Annotated in this window: 12 protein-coding genes; 1 reads left to right on the forward strand and 11 read right to left on the reverse strand. The window is 69.0% G+C overall.

The window, feature by feature from the left end; translation table 11 throughout:
• Positions 1-734: 734 nt before the first annotated feature.
• From ACFFIA_RS00355 to ACFFIA_RS00405, 11 genes are all read right to left on the reverse strand, one after another.
• Positions 735-2,183, reverse strand: coding sequence for a TIGR02710 family CRISPR-associated CARF protein (locus ACFFIA_RS00355; RefSeq protein WP_377243465.1), 1,449 nt, complete (start codon positions 2,181-2,183; stop codon positions 735-737).
• A 2-nt stretch (positions 2,184-2,185) separates the two neighbouring features.
• Positions 2,186-4,366, reverse strand: a complete 2,181-nt coding sequence (locus ACFFIA_RS00360; protein WP_377243467.1) for a hypothetical protein — start codon at positions 4,364-4,366, stop codon at positions 2,186-2,188.
• 8 nt (positions 4,367-4,374) lie between these two features.
• Positions 4,375-6,798: a hypothetical protein gene (locus ACFFIA_RS00365; RefSeq protein ID WP_377243469.1), complete on the reverse strand. Its 2,424-nt coding sequence runs from the start codon at positions 6,796-6,798 to the stop codon at positions 4,375-4,377.
• The gene (locus tag ACFFIA_RS00370) at positions 6,798-8,342 is read right to left on the reverse strand and encodes a hypothetical protein (protein WP_377243471.1); all 1,545 of its coding nucleotides are present in this window, start codon (positions 8,340-8,342) and stop codon (positions 6,798-6,800) included. Before ACFFIA_RS00370 ends, ACFFIA_RS00365 begins: the two co-directional genes overlap by 1 nt.
• Positions 8,326-11,577 (reverse strand): DEAD/DEAH box helicase, encoded by a 3,252-nt coding sequence (locus ACFFIA_RS00375; protein WP_377243473.1) that lies wholly within the window; start codon positions 11,575-11,577, stop codon positions 8,326-8,328. Before ACFFIA_RS00375 ends, ACFFIA_RS00370 begins: the two co-directional genes overlap by 17 nt.
• On the reverse strand, positions 11,574-12,968 hold the full coding sequence (locus ACFFIA_RS00380) for a protein kinase domain-containing protein (protein WP_377243475.1): 1,395 nt from the start codon (positions 12,966-12,968) through the stop codon (positions 11,574-11,576). The genes ACFFIA_RS00375 and ACFFIA_RS00380 overlap by 4 nt, the downstream gene beginning before the upstream one ends.
• Positions 12,959-13,696, reverse strand: coding sequence for a PP2C family serine/threonine-protein phosphatase (locus ACFFIA_RS00385; RefSeq protein WP_377243477.1), 738 nt, complete (start codon positions 13,694-13,696; stop codon positions 12,959-12,961). Before ACFFIA_RS00385 ends, ACFFIA_RS00380 begins: the two co-directional genes overlap by 10 nt.
• Position 13,697: 1 nt before the next feature.
• Positions 13,698-14,366: a vWA domain-containing protein gene (locus ACFFIA_RS00390; protein ID WP_377243479.1), complete on the reverse strand. Its 669-nt coding sequence runs from the start codon at positions 14,364-14,366 to the stop codon at positions 13,698-13,700.
• Between the two features lie 34 nt (positions 14,367-14,400).
• A complete protein-coding gene (locus ACFFIA_RS00395; RefSeq protein ID WP_377243481.1) occupies positions 14,401-15,603 on the reverse strand; it encodes a TIGR02710 family CRISPR-associated CARF protein in 1,203 nt (400 codons plus the stop codon).
• Between the two features lie 861 nt (positions 15,604-16,464).
• Positions 16,465-17,436: an ATP-grasp domain-containing protein gene (locus ACFFIA_RS00400; RefSeq protein WP_377243484.1), complete on the reverse strand. Its 972-nt coding sequence runs from the start codon at positions 17,434-17,436 to the stop codon at positions 16,465-16,467.
• Between the two features lie 26 nt (positions 17,437-17,462).
• Positions 17,463-17,738 (reverse strand): hypothetical protein, encoded by a 276-nt coding sequence (locus ACFFIA_RS00405; RefSeq protein WP_377243486.1) that lies wholly within the window; start codon positions 17,736-17,738, stop codon positions 17,463-17,465.
• Positions 17,739-17,879: 141 nt separating this feature from the next.
• Here ACFFIA_RS00405 and ACFFIA_RS00410 point away from each other — a divergent pair, with 141 nt between their 5' ends.
• Positions 17,880-18,383: a Scr1 family TA system antitoxin-like transcriptional regulator gene (locus ACFFIA_RS00410; RefSeq protein ID WP_377243488.1), complete on the forward strand. Its 504-nt coding sequence runs from the start codon at positions 17,880-17,882 to the stop codon at positions 18,381-18,383.
• Positions 18,384-18,701 lie beyond the last annotated feature (318 nt).

Consider the following 18,701-nt stretch of genomic DNA (forward strand, 5'->3'; position numbering starts at 1 on the left):
GGACGGTACGGGTGGTGTCGCACGTCGGTGAGGTGCTGCTGCGGATGCTGGCCGATCCGGTCGGCCTGGCCGAAGAGGCCGGACTGCCCTGTGACGAGAGGTTGGCTGTAGCGGGTGTGTGAAGCGGGATCGAGCAACGGTGCCAGATGTCGTTCATTGCCGGACGTGAGAGGACGTCATCGGCGGGCGGCTGCAGTGGGGGGTGTTGTTCCGCTGCGGCACGTGCGGCGGCGGTGAGTCGGAGGCGATCGGTGAGCCGCTCGCCAGCCTCTCGGCTCGCGCCGCGGCGCTGGTGTCGCAGGGGCAGACGGGCGCCGGGGCCGAACTGGAGCTGCCGGCGCTCCGGCTGGCGGAGGTCGGTGCCGACGACCATCGCCAACGACGATGCGGGCTGACCGACGGATGCCGACGACCTCCATCCGCTGAATCGTGATCGTGGACATCCGGCGGGTGGTGCAGGCGTGCCCACCGAACCTGACACACCTGTTCTCGATACCAAGGTCGCCGCCAGCAACCTGGTTGATGCTCTATCGGCCAGCGGAATGAGACTGCCATGCACAGGCGCCGACTTCCCCCGGTACGCCAGTGCACATGGTCTTTTGTAAGCGATGTGGTCTGCGTGGCTAGTTGACCTATGTTGTCCATGCAGGACACGTCGTCGGTGACCTTCGGTTACCCCCGTATTGCTCGTCGGAGTGTCCTTGCCATCATGGGTCGGGGCGGGAACGCACGGATCATCGGTCTGTATCTACGAACTTCAGTCGTTCGCACAACGCCCGCACGTTCGTACGCGTGCCGTGCAACTGCCAGAACACGGACAGCAGGTGCTCGGCCCGCGCGCGGAGGCGTTCGGATTGGTCCGGGGTGACGGTGCGGTATCCGTGCGCCAACACCGAATTGTTGCGGATCTCGGCAAGATCCCGCAGGTTGGCGATCGCGCCGGGGCTGTTCAGCTTCGCCTTCAGCATGTACTCGTCATCGAGGGAGTACAGCAGGACGGCTGCGTGGATCAGGCTCACCCGGGACGGCAGCGCCCGGTTGTCCTGGCCACCGGTCTCCACCACCGCCCGCTGGTACGCGGCCGCCACCTCGTCGGGGTCGCCGAGGAACCCGTAGTCGGGGTTCTTGCAGGAGAAGTCGCGAAAGCTCAGCTCGAGCCGGCGCGACAGGCACCCTTCGATGGTGCGGTAGAACAGTAGCGCGGCGAAGTCGTGCCGGCCGATGTCGGCATAGTGCTTGCCGAGTACGTGGAAGCAGACGAGCAGCGCGGCGGGATCCGGCGGGTCGGTGGTCAGGGACCGGAGAAAGGTCACCTGTTCCGCGACACGCCGGCTGGTCTGCTGCGTCAGCTCGCGATGCGCCGCCTTGCGCGCCGCCTCCACCGCCTTGACGCACTCCGGCAGGCTCGCCAGGTCCAGGTCGCACCAGGCCCGATACAGGCCGCTGAGCGCGCGCATGAACCGGGCCCGGCCCGGCTCGGCGATCTGCTCACACAGCTCCTGGTATTGGGCGTAGGCGCTGCTGAACCCGCCGCCGCGAAACGTCTCGAGCGCTGCCGCCATCTCCTGCTCGCCGAAGAGCGCGGTGGGATTGTCCAGCAGCAGCGGACGTTCGTCGCCGGGCACGACGCGGCGGAACTCCTGGTCGTACTCACCGTCCAGATAGCACAGTCCGAGGTTGAGCTGCCAGGCGGCGAGCGCAGCGGCGGCACTCATCACCTTCTTGCCGCCGGTGATGTCGATGATGGCGGACGGTCGCCGCCCGTCTGACGCGGCCCACCTCGCCAGCTCGGCCTTGACCTCCCGGTACACGCCCTGCGGGTCCGTGGGCTCCACGGAACGGTGCGAGAAGTCCTGAAAGCGCAGGCGATTCGGCCCGATGACGTGGGTGGCGATGACATCGACGCTGGCATTGGCCTGCGCCGAGTAGATGACGAGCAGCCGAGCCGGCCGGATCAGCTCGTACGCCAGGATCGTGGTGAGCGGTGAGAACCCGCTCATGCTGATGAGCAGATCGACCGGGCGGTGCAGGGCCGGGTTCTGCTCCCGCACCCGGGCCACCACGTCATCGAGCATGTTGGCGAGAAAGTAGGACGTCGCCTGTTCCAGGGGTGTTCCGTCGCCCCACTGCTCGTTGCCGCGCAGGATCTGGCGGAGCGTGGTGTCGGCGTCAACAGCGACCATGCTCATCTCCGGGGTGTCGTGGATTGAAGGGCGATGCATCGGTGGCATTCCCGGGCGGTTTGCGCCCCGGCGCCGCAATGGCCGCACGCCGGACAGATGTACCCGGCCCCGGCGCCGGCCTGCCGGCAGGGGGTGGCGAGGACCTCGTTGCCGAGCCCGCTCGCGGTGGAGGAGGCGCCGGACGAGGCCGGTCGCATGTGGACGATCGGAAAGTGCGCGCCGCAGGAGGTACAGGACCGGTTGCCCCATTCGCTGGAGCAGCGGCGGCAGGCGATCCAGAACGTCCTCGCTTGCGACTGGAAATCGGTGCCGGGATTCGCTTCGCGCGTACATACCGGGCAGCGGGCGAGCCGGCGCACGGTCGCGAGTGCGGCCCGCAGCGCACCGGTGAAGGTCTGCACCGCGGCGTCTCGCTCGCGCCGTCGCGCCGACGGCAGGCGCTCGGCCCGCCAGCGCTCCACGAGTTCGTCGAGCCTCTGCGACTCCGCGGCGCTGGGCGGGCGCCGCAGCACCAGATGACCGGACCCGGCGGCAGCGGCAAGCCACGGCGAGCAGGTTGGCACCACGTCGCCGTGCAGGTCCGTCGAACAGCGTACCGGCGGCGGGTACGCCGCGGCGTCCGGCGCGAACCGCGCCCACTGGAGGGCCCGCGTGACCCGCTCCACGCTGTCGATCTCGGTCGGCACCGCGGACAGCAGGCCCACGCCGGGACGCCCGGGCAGGTCGTTGCCGACGCTGTCCGCCCGCCAGGGTGACATCGACCGCAGATCAGCCCGCTCCGCCCGGGTGCCGGGATAGACCACCACCCGGAGCGGGCCGCCGGGCCGGCGGTGCCGGTCGAGCTCGTCGACCAGCGTCCGGAGATCGGTGGCCTCGGGATCGGCGGTGAGCGGGTGTGGCAACGGGACGAAGACCACCAGCGGGTCTGCGTCCCGACGCACGGTCAGGGTGCCGTCCGGGCCGCATCGTAGGGTGAGCGTGTCGTCGTCCAGGCCGGCGTAGTGGACGTCTGGTCCACCGGGGACCGGCACGTGCGGCGTCACGGCGCGGTACCCGAGCGTTTCCAGCGAGCGCGCCACGAGCAACGTGACGAACTCGCCATAGTTGTCGCAGAGCCGGCGCGGTGACACCGCGTCGCCCAGTCCCGCCTCGCGGTTGACCCGCGCCCACGCCCGCCAGATCTGGCCCACCCGCCGGTAGTCCTCGTGGAACGTGAGCAGGTTGGTCGGGCGTAGCTCGGCGGGGAGCTCGACCTGCCGGCGCACCCGCCGGTCCCGGTACAGCCGGGAGGCGTGGAGTCGCTCGACCCGCCGGCGGCGCTCCCGGTTCTGGGCGAGCCGGTCAGCCACGTCCGCGCTCAGCGCGTTGTAGTCGACCAACTCTCCGAGCAGCGTCGACAGGCGGTGGCCGGCGCGCCATGGGCGGCCCTGGAGTTGGCGGCCAAGATCCTCCAGGCCCTTCAGGGAGTCGCTGGCCCCCTCCAGCTTCGCCTGCCGCCATTCCAGGAACTCGACGAGATGGTCGACGAGCTGGAGGGCTGCCCGGTTCTCGTAGAGGTCCGTGTCGGGCTCGTTGTGGACGGCCCGCAGCCGCTTGGGAAACACGCCGCCGATCGTGCGCTTCTGCCAGTCCTCGGTGTGCTCGGCGAGAAAGTCGATCGCGTCCGGCGCCATCCGCCGCGTCCGGGACAGCGGAAGGACCACCGCTTCCCGGCGCAGCCGCGCCTCGGGCCGCTGGCAGACCGCCTCCAGATGGCCGAGGTGCGCGTCGATCTCCCGCTCGAGCACCGCGACCGGATCGTCGTCGCGGGCGCCGCGCAGTTGGGCGAGCACGTCGGTGGCAAGCGGTGGCACGGCGGCCCAGCGCTCGTACGGACGCTCGTGCGGCGCATCCGGCGACGGCGCTCGCGCGACCGCGTCGGCGAGCGCGGCGCAGACAGCGGCGACGTGCGACGCGAGCTTCGGCCCGGGCAACGCTCCCCGCGGGAAGCTCCCGGTGCGGGCGCTGCCCGACGCGGTGGCCGACCAGCGCGCGGAGGCGGTCGGCACGATCGGCGAGTACGCGGGTGCGTCGCGGCCGTTTACCGAGCCGGGTACCGCCAGTGCGTACCGACCGAGCAGCGGGCGTGCCGGTAGCCGGCCGACCAGCTCCCCGGTGATCCGGTCCCAGAATCCGTTGGGCATCCGCGCTGTCAGCTCTTTTCTTCGATGAGCCGGTCTAGGAGCGCCTTGGTCGCGTCGGGCGAGGTGACGACGCGACCCTCCTTGCCCAGCTGCGGCCACCTCTCTTCGATCAGCTTCTCCAGGTCCTGTAGCTTCTCGGCGCGCAGGTTGTACCGGCCCTGGAGCCGGCGAAGGACGCGGGTGGCGAGGATGTGGTCGGTGGCCTCGCCGATGTCGCCGCCGGCAGCCACGACGACCGGGGCGAAGTCGCGGATCTGCTGCTCCAGCCGTGGACCCCAGCCGATCCCGAAGTCGTCCGCGAGCCGGCTGGCGAGTTCGGTCCGCAGAAACCGCACGACCGCGTCCTGGGTGGCTCGATGGTCCTTCCACGCCTTGCCGAAGCTACTCATCAGCGCTTTGTGCGAAACCGGCTGCCGAGCCTCGACCTTGCGCTCGGCAAGCTCCGGCGGCGTCGTCGGCAGCTCGATCACGTTCGCGCGGTCGTAGGTCTTGTCCGCGAACTGCACCGTCGTCTCGTCCTGGTTGGAGGTGCCGAAGAACCAGACGTTCTTCGGCACCTCCAGGTGCACACCCTTGTCGATGACGAGCAGCTCCGCCTTCGGCTGGATCGCATGGGTACTGAGCTGTAGGCGCAGCGGCGCACCCACATTCTCCAGGCCGGAGAGGATGTCGGCGAAGTACTGCTCCGGGTGGGCCAGGTTCATCTCGTCGAGGATCAGGAAGAACGGCCGGTTTCTGTGCGCCGCGCAGGCGGCCTGGTAGATCGCCTTGGTGAACGCCGTCTCGTAGTACCGCCGCTCGAACGCGTTCAGGTGACCGACCAAATCTTGCCGGTCGCGCCAGCCGGCCTGTACCTCGATGACCTCGTAGGCGGCCCCGATCGATGCCGCGAACGCCTTCGGAAAAGTGGTCTTGCCGATACCGCTGATGCCCTGGAGCAGATGCAGGCGGCTCATAGCTAGCCCGCCGAGCAGGCAACGGATGTCCCGGTCGCGATACGCCAGTTTCGTGTTGCCGCGGCGGTGCGTCCGGTCGGCGAGGATCCGCTGCTGGATGTACTCCACCAGCTTCGCCAGGTCCGGCGGCGTGTCGTCGACCGGCAACTCCGTCTGGAGCTCGGCGTTGGCGTCCAGCTCGTCCAGGCCGGGAAAGGGCCTCGTGGCGTGCGCGTTGCTCAGCAGGTCGTCCAGCTCGGCCCGCTTGTCGCTGAGCATCTGCTGATGGACGTTAACTGAATGTTGGAGGGCGTCGCGGTGTTCCCGCAGCTCCTCGAGCTCCGCGTTGGCGGTCACGTACGAGTTGTTCTCGCTGCGCAGCTTCGCGATCGCGAACTCCAGCCGGCCGCGGACCACCTGGCACTGCTCGTGGTCGCGCAGCGTCTGCTCGAGCAGCTCCCGGTCTGCCGTGCCGGGCATGCTGGCGATCCGCTGGCGCAGCTGCTCGTTTTCGGCGGTGAGGTGGATGACGCGCTGATGAAGGGCTTCGGGTGCGGCGTAGCCGGTGTTTCGTAGCGCCTCGTCGCGTTCGAAGATGCGCTGCTCCAGCTCGCGGGCGCGCTGTAGCACGACCTCGTACTCCTGCTGTAGCCGCTCCCGGTCGAGCTCGAGCCGCTTCAGGGTGGCGGCCACCGTCAGCTGCGCCTTCTCTCGCTCGTACGCGCGGTCGTCGTCCAGGTTCTCCGCGCCCGCTCGCACCTGCCGTTCCAGCTCCTTGAGCTCCGTGACCCGCGCCTCCACCTGCGCGCGCCGCTCCGCCAGCTCGGCCTCGGCCTCGGCTCGCATCCGGTCGATCTCGGCGACCCGCCGGCGGCGTTGCTCGTCCAGCTCCTGCCGGTGGCCGTCGAGGTCGGCGTACAGCTGTTTGCGCTGGGCCTCCAGCTCACCCAACATGTGACCGCGCTGTTCGCGCAGCCGGCGCAGGTGCTCCCGCTCCTGTTCCAGAAAGCCCGCCTCGGCGTCCAGGCGACCCTGCTCCACTTCGGACGCTTGGTCGTTCAGGGCTCTTTCCCGCCGGTCAAGGCGTGCCCGCTCGGCGGCCAGCTCCCGTTCGGCGTCCTCGCGCCGGGTTCGCGCCTCGTCGAGGGCAGCCCGTTCGGTCGCGAGATCGTGCAGGGCTGCCTTCGCCCGCGCGTCCGCTTCGGCGACACGCTCCCGCTCGTCGCCCAATGCCCGACGTTCGTCGTCCAGAGCGGCGCTCTCGCCGTCGAGCCTGGCCCGTGCCTTCCGGTACAGCTCGGCCTGCCTTCTGGCCTCGAGCCACGCCTCCTGCGCGGCGCTCAGCGGTACGTCATCCGGCACCTCCGGTGGCGGACCCGCCACGACGCCCTCCCTCTCCGCGATCTTCAGGGCGTCCCGGCCAGCCCGCTTGATCTCCCGCTTCAGGGTCTCCGCCTGGTTCGACTTCTGCTGGCCGCGGGGGTTTCGGGTGACCATCAGACTCCTTCGCTGGTCGTCGGGTAGAGAAGCAGGTGCGAGACGGTCCAGTACGTCGCGTCGACCACCTCGTCCGCCTCTTCGGCTGTCGGCTCGCGGTCCTGCTTGTGGGCTCCGTCGTTTCGTAGGTAGGTCGCGCGGTCGAGCCGGTCGCACAGGTCGGGACGGCGCCGCAGGGCGCCCCGCAACGGATGGCCGGCGTGCTCCAGACAGGCCAGGAGCGCGGCCACCACGACCGGGCGAAACGAGGGCAGGTGCCCGTCGCCGGCCCGGGCCACCTGGTCGTGGGCCAGCCGGCGCATGCCGCCGGGCACCGCGCCGATGCCCAAGAGGTCGCGGGCCCGATTGAGCCCGTCCTCCAGAGTGGACGGTCCGAGGTCGTCGTGGCGCAGCGTGGTGAGGACGGAAGGGCTGATCGGGTACCGCGTGCAGAGCCCGGCGAAGACGTGCTCGAGCACCTTCCCGGCGTCGTTCACCGCGGTCTGCCGGCGCCGACCGCCGACGGCGCCCAGCAGCCGTGCCTCCGCGAGGCTGGCTTCGACCTCGACCAGGAGTTTGAAGATCTGTCCGTGGACCCGCTGGTGGACGCTCGCGCCCAGCCGGTGCTCGACCACTACGGCTGCCTCGGCGCGTTGACGCATGTACTCTGCCTGCCGCGCGGCGGCGTCGCCGGTCGAGAGCTGGCCCTCGATGCCGCTGACGAGGGCGGCCAACCCGGCGTCCTCCGGCACGCGCAGGCGTAGCGACTCCTTCAGGAACGGGTCCGGCCAGCCCGAGAACGGGTCGAGGACCTCCCAGTCGGCGCTGGTCATCGCGTCCTCAGGTAGATAGACGTACGTTGTCAGCAGCACCGGATCGGGCTGCTCCGCGACGAACGAGACCCGGGAGATCTGTGCCGGTGACACCGTCGCGGGCTCGTCCGGCGCGGCGCCCGTACCGGAGGGGGCGGGCTTGCCGGCGTCGGCCCCGGACCGGGCCGCGACGACGATCTCCTCCGGGCGGGGCCGCCGCGGCCGGACGATGCCGCGTGTGCGCGTGACGACCGGGCGGACGGTGGGGGAGTCACGGCGGATGTCCAGCCGTAGGCGAGGACCGCCACCCGTTCCGTAGTCGACGTGCGCATAGTCGAGCGTCTCGGCGGCCGCGCGCCAGAGCCGCTGGAGGGACGGCGGGCCGAACGGTTGCTGGAACACGTGCACCAGTCGCAGCGTCGACGCGTCCCACGCCTCGCCGGCCAGCGCGGCCGTACCCTGTCTGGTCAGGTTGCCCTTGGCGTCGATCAGTCGCTGCTGCTGGAGGAGGCCCATGATCTGCCGGCAGAGGTCGGGGTGCAGCATGGTTCGGGCGGCCAGCTCGCGCGACCGGGTGACGCCGGCCTGGCAGAGCCGGGCGATGACGCTCATGAAGGGATCGAGGCGCCGGTCGGTCGAGGTCGGGGCGAGCACCCGCCAGCACCACGCCGGCCACAGCAGCCACTGCCCGCCATCCGGTGGGTTGCGGATGCCGACCGGGTCGAGGATCGGCGCGTCAGACGGGAAGGACACGGCCGTACCGCCTGTCGTCGCAGAGGGTTCGGAACATGACCAGGCCGCCGACGTCGTCGTTCGCGCCGTCGAACATGGCCCCGTCGCCCACGGCGATCAACAGCCGCTTCTGGCGGCTCATCGCCACGCACAACCGGTTGGTGAGCATCAGGTGGCCGTACTTCTGGCGATTGGCGAGCGGCCGGCCACCCGCCAGGCTGTTGCTTCGGGTCACGGACAGCAGCACGATGTCGAACTCCCGTCCCTGGAAGGCGTCGACAGTGCCGATGTGGAGCCGGTCGGCGAGTTCGCCGGTGGCCTGGTACCGGCCTTCGACGCGGCTGGCCAGCCCGACCGCCTCGAGAGAGGTCCAGATGGCCTGTACCTGCGCCCGATAGAACGCGATCACGCCGAAGTTGTGGGCGGCGGGCGCCTCCCTGCTCAGCCGGACCAGCTCCTGGGCGATCCAGTCCGCCTCTGCCGGACGGGACTTGCTGCGCCCACCCACCTCTGGGCCGTGCCGCCGCAGGCTCAGGTCGGCCCACACCGCCACCGCCTCGCCGTACCGCTGGATGCCGTGGTGCAGCGCGTCCGTGTTCGGGCCTGAGCCCAGCTCGGTGTCCTCGGCGTAGAACGCCCGGCTGACGAACGTGCCGAGCACCCTGTGCATACGAAACTGGGTGTCGAGCGTGATCTCTCGCTCGACCTGACCGTTCTTGGTCTTCGCCGTCCGCAGGTACTGGAAGAGCCGCTCGAACATGCTCTGCTTGAGCGCGGCGAGCATCTCGTCGTGTGCCGACGACTCGAGTTCCCGTTCGATGTCCGGCTCGAGCATGTGCGGAAGCTGGCGGTGGTCGCCGACCAGGATGACGCGGCGCGCCGCTAGGCACAGCGGGATCATGAGGTCGAGCGGGTTGGCGCGGGCGGCCTCGTCGACGATGACGGTGTCGAACACGATGTGGTTGCCGGAGACCTGCTCGGCCATCGCCCGTGAGCTCGACTGCTGGCACGTCGCGGCGATGACCGCGGTGAACCGCGTGATCGCTTCGCCGACGGCTTCGGGGTCGTTCTCCAGCTCGGCCAGGTACTGCTCGAGTGCGGCGGCCACGCCGTCCGGTGAGACGGCGAGGCGTTCCCGCAGGCTGCGCACGACCGCACCGAACAGGTCCAGCACCTCCTCGTCGGCCGTGACACCCAGCGGCGCTTTTGCCGGCGCGAGGAGGTCGAGCAGCCGGTCTCGCAGTCGCGCGAGGCGATCCAGGAATGGTGGCGGGCCGGCTCCGTCGAAGCCAGCCGCTTCGGCCAGCAACGCCAGGTCTTCCTCGGCGATGCCGGCCCGCTTTCGCAGGCGCAGGTGGGCCTTGCGGGCGATATGCGGGCCGTCGTCGGCGAACGCGACGGGATCGAAGCGGATCGCGGCGATCGCCCGGCGCAGCGGCTCCAGCTCGTCCGGTGCCACCTCCGGCCGTCCAGCGGCGGTCAGGTCGGTTCTGACGTTGGCCAGACGGGCCCGGAGGGCGACCGGAAGGTACTCACCCGCCAGGCTCTCGACCTCGCGGACTAGGTCTGCGGTGCGCTCGGGTGGCGGCGGCTGGCGGCCGTAGCCGACCGCCAATGCCTCCACCGCGCGGGTCGCCCGCAGGAGATGTCCGCTCGGTGGCAGGCTCTCGCGCAGAGCGTTGGCCTTCCGCTCGCACCACTCGCGCACCCATTCGCTGGTATCCCTGCCGTCGCGCGAACCGATCTTCACCGCGGGCAGGCCGAGCACCTCAGTCCGGCGTACCACCTCCTCGACGGCGTCGTGCTGGAAGCTGCTGACCAGTACGCTGTGCCCCACCGTGCCCTGCTCCTTGCCGAGCTGCACCAGGCAATCCTGGATGGCGGTGATGACGCTCGTCTTCCCGGTGCCGGGCGGGCCTTGTATGAGCGCGATGTCCGGCGTGTTGAGCGCGATCCGGACGGCCGCCTCCTGCTTCTTCGTAAAGCCGCGGTACGGCGCGAAGGCGGCCAGCTCCTGCGGCTGGATCGTCCTGGTTGGTACGTCCGCACCGCGCACCGGCGTGCCTTCGAGGAGCAGTCCGAGCTGTGGCATCGGCGTGCTCAGAGTCTCGATCAGACGCCGCGCCTTGAGCTGCCGCCCGAGCCGGACCCGGTCACCCACGAGGCTGAGGTAGACGTCGCCGGTCGGCGGCGGCGGGGTGAACTTACGGTCCCTCGGCACACGCAGCGAAACAGTGCACGCGCTCGCGTTGACGGCCGCGACCGACCCACTGAAGGCCGCGTCATCGCCCTGATCATCGATCTTCAACCGGCCGTCCTTGAGACCGTCGGGCGCGTTCTCGGAAGCCTCCAGATCGGTGTGGTCATCGCTGAGGCGGGACAGGAACGCATGGCCCTTCTCGGGCTCGAGGTGAAGCCGGAAGGTCCGGGAGTCCAGCCGGTCCACCCGGAAGTAGGGGGCGAAGCCGAGGGACAGCGCCCGGTCGACGATCTGGATCCGCTCGCGCTCGCTGTACTCGTCCCAGTGGTTGAGGTACTGCTCGCCCGAGCCCATCAGATCCCGGAACTCGTCCCGGTGGACCTCGCGGACCTGCGCGGCACGCGTCACGTCCCGGAACGCGATCCTCGCGTGCACAAGGGTCAGGGCGACCGGCCTGCTCCGCCGCCCGGACACGCGAACGACGTTCCTCAGCAGCGGCCGGCCGTCCTTATGCGTGATGTTGGCGACCACGGTCTGCCCGTGTAGCTGGAAGCCACGTTCGGAGTCCACTTGGGACGGTCCGGCGGAGGCGAGCAGCCGAGGTTGGCGGTGCGGGTCGGCGGGTACCGCGATCAGGAACTGGTCGGAGAGCCACTCCCCGACCTGGTCCAGGGTGCGCCGACTGGGCAGGAACCGAAGGGCGGATCGCAGGCCGTCGTCGTCGATGCCGACGACGACCTCCCGGTCCCACCGCGCCGTGTGCGCGAATCGGTGAACCTGGACCACAATCGTGCCGTCCTGCCCGACCTTGCTTACCCACGTGATGCGGGGGAGATCGGTGTCGACGACGGTGTCGAGTAGATCCTGATCCCCGGGTTCGGCTCCGTCCACCCGCCAGGCGTCGGTGCCCGCGCGCAGCAGGACGCCACCGTCGGCTCGGGAGGCACGCAGGCTGACCTCGTCGCCGATCTTGATCTGACGGCTGGAGACGTTACCGCCGAGGAGCCTCAGCGTGATTGTCTCCGCCTTGCCGTACGGAATATTGTTGATCTTCATTGTGGCCCTCCCGCTTCCACCGCGAAACACAACCACCGGTCGGGGCGGCCCGGTCGGACGACGCGCACGCTCCACATTGCCCGGTCGCTCGTCGCCCGCAGGCTCGCGACCTTGTCCCGCTCCAGCACGCGCGCCTCGCTGCCGTCCGGCGCCACGAGGTCGACCACCCGCTCGGTGTGGTTGACGATCTTCAGCCGGTCACCCTCCCACCGGAGTTGGAACATCAGTCCGGCCGGGTCGGCGACCGCACCGAGTACCGCACCGCGGGTCAGGTAGAGCTCCTCGCCCGCGACCGAGACGAGATGGCCGCGCTCGCTGTGGGTGCCCCGACCAGGTTCATCGGCGGGGTCGCCGGCCACGTCTACAACGACCCACACCCGCAGCACCGCCGGGCGGGGGGCGTCATCGCACCAGGGGCACCGGTACACAGCCAGGTCGAAGTAGTAGGACATGTGGCAGGCGGGGCACGACACCGTCGCACCGGCGGCGGCCCGCAGCAGGTCGGCCCAACGGCCGACACCAGGGCGGCGGTCACGACGACGTGGCCCATCCACGAATGTGGACCGGAACGCGGAACTCAGTGCCGGCCCGATGACGAGGTCGCGTGGCTGGATTCCGCGGGTAGACCGGTTGGACGAGTCGTCCGGGTGATCGACGAAGGGCTGACCGCCGTCGTACGCCTCCGCCTCGGCCTCCTCGTCCTCGGCGCCGTACAGCTCGTCGCCGATGAATGGATGGTCCTGGGTGAGCAGCTCGTATGCGATCACCGCGAAGGCGAACGCGTCGCTGAGGCTATCCGCCCGCCGCGAGGCAACCGGCCGAAGCTCGGGTGCGCGGTACCTCGGGGTACAGACCGGCCGGCCCGGCGCGCTGGCGTAGGCCACGTTGTCGGTATCGATGAGCCACACCTGGTCGCGGTCGACACGCTCAGAGATGAAGATGTTGTTAGGCGACGGGTCCTGGTAGACCAGGCCGCTCGTGTGCATGGCGGCGAGCACATCAGCGACCCGGGCCAGCAGCCGTAACCGTCGCCGGAGGCCGCCGGTGTCGCGGTAGTGCTCGATCGCACGGGCGCCCGAGGGCACCCTGTTGAGCTGGCTCAGCGGCACCATGCCGTTGAGCAGCTCCATCACGTACCCGGTCAACGGCGGCGCGAGCGTGTCGATCGGGCGGGCGACCGGCAGCCCGTCCAGCGGCAGCCGACTGACCACACGCAGCCGCTGCGCCCAGTCGGCGCTCTGGTCCGCAGTAGTCTCCCGAAGCACCTTCACGGCGTGCCGGCCGCCGGCCACCTCGTACACCGATCCCTGGCCGCCGCGGCCGAGCTCGCGGACCAGCTCCAGGGTCGCGCGGCTCGCCGTGCGTACCCGGCACGGCAATGTCAGGAGCACGCGTCGTCACTCCGTTCCGCCCAGTGCAGGGCCAGTGTCTTGTCGTCGAAGTGCCCCGGTGTCGGCCAGGCCCTCAGCTCCGCGCAGAGCCGCCGGTGCCGCTCGGCCGGGGGCAGCGGCACGAACTGCCGAGCCAGCTCGGTGACGAACCCGGCGACCTGGTCGGGACGCAGGTCGTCGGCGACGCCGTCCGTGGCCATGAAGACCCGGAACCCGGCCGGCGGCGAGAGCAGCCAACGGCTGTGCCACGTCGGCGGTCGGCCGGAGCCGAGTGCGTCGGTCTCGTTACCGAAGCCGGGTCGCTGCTGCACCAGGGGCTCGGCCGTCGCGCCTGTCTCGACCGCGATCAGCCCGTCACCCACCTGGCCAAGCAGGACGCCGCCGGATGTGTGGACCAGCGAGAGCAGTACCGTTGTGCCGCACTCGGCCGGCTCCAGGGGCTCGACCTCCTTCCGCCAGTGCTCCTCGATGCGGCCAAAAAGGTCCGCGGGGTCAGGGACGCCGGTCACCGCCAACTCGCGGACCGCCCGATGGGCGGCCCGGCAGGCCGCGACGGCGCCGAGGCCGCCGTGCGGACGCGAGCCGAGCCCGTCGGCGACCACGACCAGCGAGCCGAACCGGCCGGCGGTACCGCGCCAGGCATCCTGCTTCGGCAAGCGGCGGTGTCGGTGCCCCGGGCCGCGCACCGAGGCCCCGAACCAGGTCGGGGCGATCGCACGCGTCCCCACGTCAGTCGATGACGACGTCGGCGGAGCGGCCGGCCAGCGGCGGTGGCCGATAGTCCACCTCGCCGCCGGTTGCCTGCTGGCTGACGCTCATCGTCAGCCAGTCGAAGAACTCCACGATGCGGTGTACCTTCTCGGCCCGGAACACGCCTTCCTCGCCGGCGCTCGCGAACCGTTCGAGCACCAGCGTCGCCTCCTCGTCGACGTCGTTGCCGATCGCCACGGCGAACCTCGTCGCCTTGCCGGCGCGGGGAGCCGCCAGCAGGCGGTCGAGCGGCGCCTCCCAGTCGTCGTTCGGCCGGCCGTCGGACGCGAGGACCAGCACCGGCCGGGCCGAACGGCTGGGCACCTGGTCCCGGTCCTCGAGCAGGTCGGTGGCGATCCCCAAGGCCTGGCCCAGCGGCGTCGGACCTTCGGCCGGCATGTCGTGCCAGACGAAATCACACGCCGGTGTCGGCGGATGGTGCAGGCGTGCCGTGCCGCCGAACGTGATCACGCCGACCGTTATCTCGTAGGTCGGCTCTTTGAGGTCGGCGAACGACCGGACCATCTCGCTGACGCAGCGGTTGAGCGTCTCGATCTTGGATTCGTGGCGCATGCTTCCGCTCACGTCGGCAAGCAGGAGCACCGGGAGCTGTCGAGGGGTGGTGGTGACGAAGTCCTTGAGGGGCATCAGATTCCTTAGGTGTCTAAGCCGGGGTGCGCTGTCATCGGTCGGGGCGGACGAACCGCAACCGCTTGTAAAGGCTGTCGACGCCGTCGCCGTCGCCGTGCAGGTCCCAATACGCGCGCAGGAGGTCCGTCGCCTGTTTGTGCAACGCGCTCGCCTGCTCGCCGGAGACCGCCTCGAAGCCGTGGGCAAGCACCGACTTGTTGCGCTTTCTGGCCAGCTCCTGCAACCGCGTCAAGCCCTGGACATCGGCGAGGGCGCAACGGGCCACCATCTCGTCGCCCTCGGCCGCCAGCAGGACCGCTGATGTCATCAGCGCCAGCCGGTTGGGTGTCGGCGTGCCGCCGCGCCGGCCTAGACGTCGGGTGAGTGCCGCGTACCGCTGCCGGGCGCCGGCCGGGTCGTCGAGGAACGCCCAGTCGAAGCGGTCCGGGTTGAGCCGTGGGTAGCGCTGGGTTAGGCGTGCGGTCAGGCAGCCCTCGATAGTGCGGTAGAAGAGCAGCGTCGCGAAGTCGTGCCGATCGAGCTCCTGATAGTGCAGTCCCAGTACGTAGAAGCAAAGCAGTTTCGCGTTACGGTCGCCGTCGATCAGTCGCTGGACGAAATCCAGCTGCCCGGTCAGCACCGCCAGATGAGTCGTGGTCAGATCGCGGCGGGCGTGGCCGAGGGCACCGCGCACGGCTATTGCCGCCGCGGGCAGTGCGCGAAGATCTAGGTCGCACCACGCACGGTACATTTCGCTCAACGCCCGCATGAACCGCGCCCGCCCAGGTACCTCGATGCTGTCGCATATCTCGTCGTATCGACGGCGAGCCGCTTCGAACGAACCGGCGCGGAAAAGCTCCAAAGCCCGGGCCAACTCCTGCTCGCCGAACAACGTATTTGGATCGTTAAGAACGATCATCCGATCGCTGCCGGGAGTCGTCTGTCGCGTGTCGGGATCGTACTCGCCTTCCACATAGCTCAGATCCAGCTTGAGCTGCCATGCCGCCATCGCGGCGGCCGCGCTCATCACCTTTCGCCCGCCCGTTATATCGATGATCGCGTATGGCCTGCCTCCCGTCATCGAGTCGAGCCGGTCGAGCTCCAGCTTGACGATGCGGTAGATCTCGATCGGGTCGATCGGGTCGATAGAGTAGTGTTCGACGTCCTGTGGCCGCAAGGGTCCAATAGGCTTAGTCACCCAGTTGTAGATCGCGTCGATACTACTTCGTGCATCCCTGGACACGATCAGGATCATTCGTTGTGGACGGAGAAGCTGGTGCGCCAAGATCGTTGGCTGCGGCGTGAATCCACATAGGCTGATAAGCAGGTGAACCGGCGCCCGGGGTGGGTCGCTCACTAAACGCGCTCGTTCTGTTACCGGCACGAGTAGCTGATCAAGATAGAAACGCGTCGCCTGGTCTGCCGCACTGCCGGCTCCGTACGTCTCCGTTCCTAGATGTATGCGGCGGTACCTGGCGATGTTCTCGACGAATGAGTCACTGGAACCAAGATCCACGAACGCAACTCCCACAGGACTTGCCGCCGGTCACAGCGCAAGAGATTTACGCTACCCGGTCGAGTTGACACGCGGTAGTCCCAGACCTGAATATCAGCCAGAAAGCGTTACCTTCGGGTTTGCCAGGACCGAGGTTGGAACGCGAGACGGTGGCGGTCGGCTTCGCCCTGCCGGGAGTAGGGCGACTGTCCGGGCCGCAGTTGCCGTCAGGTTGGCCGCGTCTGGGGCGGTGCACAATCCGAGGCCGGCACGTGGCGACACCTTCGGGACTCGTGGTGGACCGGCTGCTGTCTGGTAGGTGGTGGAGCGAATCAGGTGCGGGTGGATTGAATCGCGCCCGGGATTCGCCGACGCCTGTGCCAGTGACCGTGAGGTGTCACGACGCGCGGTGTTGGCGGGTGACAGTCTGGGCGAGTTTGCGGTGGGCGCCGGCAAGGCTGCGGGTTTGTGTGATCCCGGCGATGGGGTTGCTGCTGTTGGGTTTGACGAGGTCGCCGCGGCGTACCCAGACGTCGTTGGGTCGGATCAGGGGGACGTTTGACGATTTTGGAGGCGCCGCTGGCTCGCGAGGACTGCTGGAGACGCCAAGCGTGTCCGCAACTAGCGGTTCAAGTCGTCTTGATCAGCGTCGGCGACTGACGCTGGGTGCCTCGGAATGGGCCGGTTCCGGGATTTACCAAGGCAGTGCGTGTCGACCTGCGCCGTCCCGCTCAGGAAAGCGGCGTAGGCTCGGTCGATTCCCTCCGAGCTGGCACCGATGCCCGCTAGAGGAGTGGCAGAGATGTCGATCACCTGCCACCGCGAGGTCGTCCAGTTTTTCATGAGGTGCACGCTAGCGAGACCATAGTTCATCGCTTTGGCCGCAGCGACGGCGATGTCGACAAGCGGTTCCGGCACTTGACCGACATGCAGTGGACGCGATCTGTCCCATCGGGGGCGGCCCAGCAGGTCACTCGGATCGACTTCGGCGAGTTCCTGGGCGGCCCCGACCTGGTCGCCGAAGACGAGAAGCCGACGCTGTTCACCGGCCGGCACGAGCTCTTGTGCCAGCAACCGCACCCGTTTGTCCGCGGCTTTTCGGACGGCGTCGTTGAAGGTGCTCCGGTCGCCGATCACCGTCCTCGACCGGCCCTTGCCGCCGGAAACCGACTTGAGGACGAAGGGGAGATCGAACAGCTCACACAGTTCGGGAAACGCTGCCATCAGATGGTCTTGGGGGAGGTAGACCGTGGCGGGTACCGGAACCCCACGGTTCGCCATCCGTACGTATTTGTACAACTTCGTGGGCGCGTCCAGGCCGCAGACATTGACCGCGTGGACCCCTTGGACATGTAGATAGTCCGCGACGGCGTTCAGCAGGGCTGCGGCACCGCGCGGGTGGGACAGCATCTGAACGGATGCGAACCCACTCAGGTCCCGCCCGCCGACCGCCTCGGTCATGCGGACGGTGCCGTTGCGCAGGCGGACGGTGATGTCCTCGATGCTACGGAACGCCACGCGCTTGCCCAGTCGGCGCATCTGCTCCTGGAAGTTTGCGCTCGTGCCGAGCTCTCCGCTTTCCAGGAGCAGCACCGCTTCAGCGCGAGGGCGCCCATCCACTATTGACCACCCTTTTGCTGGTACTGGCCGACCATCGTGGCGGCGCGCTGCTCGAGTTCGTCGGCGCCGACCACCTCGTCGGCGGCGATTCCCAGCGCCTGACGCAGCGACTGATCGACGTCGTCAAGCAATGCGTCGATGTCGTTGACCAGTTCTCCTGCCTGCTCCGACACTTCCTGCGCTGCCGCGGCTCCGTCCCCTGATGTCGGCGCTTCTGGCTCCACCTCGTGGCTTTCACGTTCCGTCCGGTCGCGGTGCTCCTGCTCGCGTGACACCAAACCTCCCGTAGCTCCGTTCGGTGTTCGTACGACGACAGCCAGCCGAGACTGGTTCACCGCCACCTGTCGACGGCCGTTCCTGCCGGCCTCGGCGACTACACCAAGGTCGGCACCGACCTGGCCTTCCAGCCTGAGGTTGTGATCGGGGTCACCTCCGCGCCACCGATCGGTCACCACCGCGATCCGGTCTCGGACGCTCAGGTGGACTGGTGGGTACGCACCTACCGGGACCGGCAGCAGGCCATGCACGACCGGGTGACCAGCGTCCGAGCGGTACTGGGCCAGTCGGTGCTGCGCCGGCCGGTCGACGGCCCCACCGGCACCCTGCCGGCCCAGCGCGAGCACCTGACCAAACTGCACGGTGACGGCAGCGGTGGTGTGCAGGTGCGGGTGCTGCCGGCCCAGGCCGGTTACGTGCCGTGGATGGACGGCTGGTTCACCATCTTCGAACTGCCCGAGCCCTATCCGCGACCGGTGGCCTGCACCGACCACCACCGTGTGGCCATCCACGAAGGCCCCGCGGCTGAGCAGTACGCGGGCGTGTTCGACCAGCTCTGGACCGCAGCGCTGGGGCCGAGCGAGTCGGTCGCGTTGATCGGACGCCTGACCAACGACCTATCCATCTATTCGACCAACCAGTAAGGGAGAGGGGCACTGCCGTGCCGACGAAACGGGAACAGTTCGTGCAGACCATCCGCGCCCAGTACCTGGGCGAGCAGATGCGTAGCCTGCGGGAGGATCGTGGGCTGACGTTGAAGTACATCGCCTCCTACCTGGGTGTCGAGTTCTCCAGTAGGGTGGGCCACGCGGCGAGGTTCCTGTGGTTGGCAGGTCCTTTTCCGCGTGGCCTCCCTCCGAACCGGACGTGATAGTTTCCTGATCATCCGGCTCTCCAGTGACTATGGCGTGAGTGTCGCGGTTGGTCCTTTGTGGATGTGGTCGTGGCAGGGTTGACATACG

It is taken from the genome of Phytohabitans kaempferiae (assembly GCF_042433955.1).
Lineage (GTDB): Bacteria > Actinomycetota > Actinomycetes > Mycobacteriales > Micromonosporaceae > Phytohabitans > Phytohabitans kaempferiae.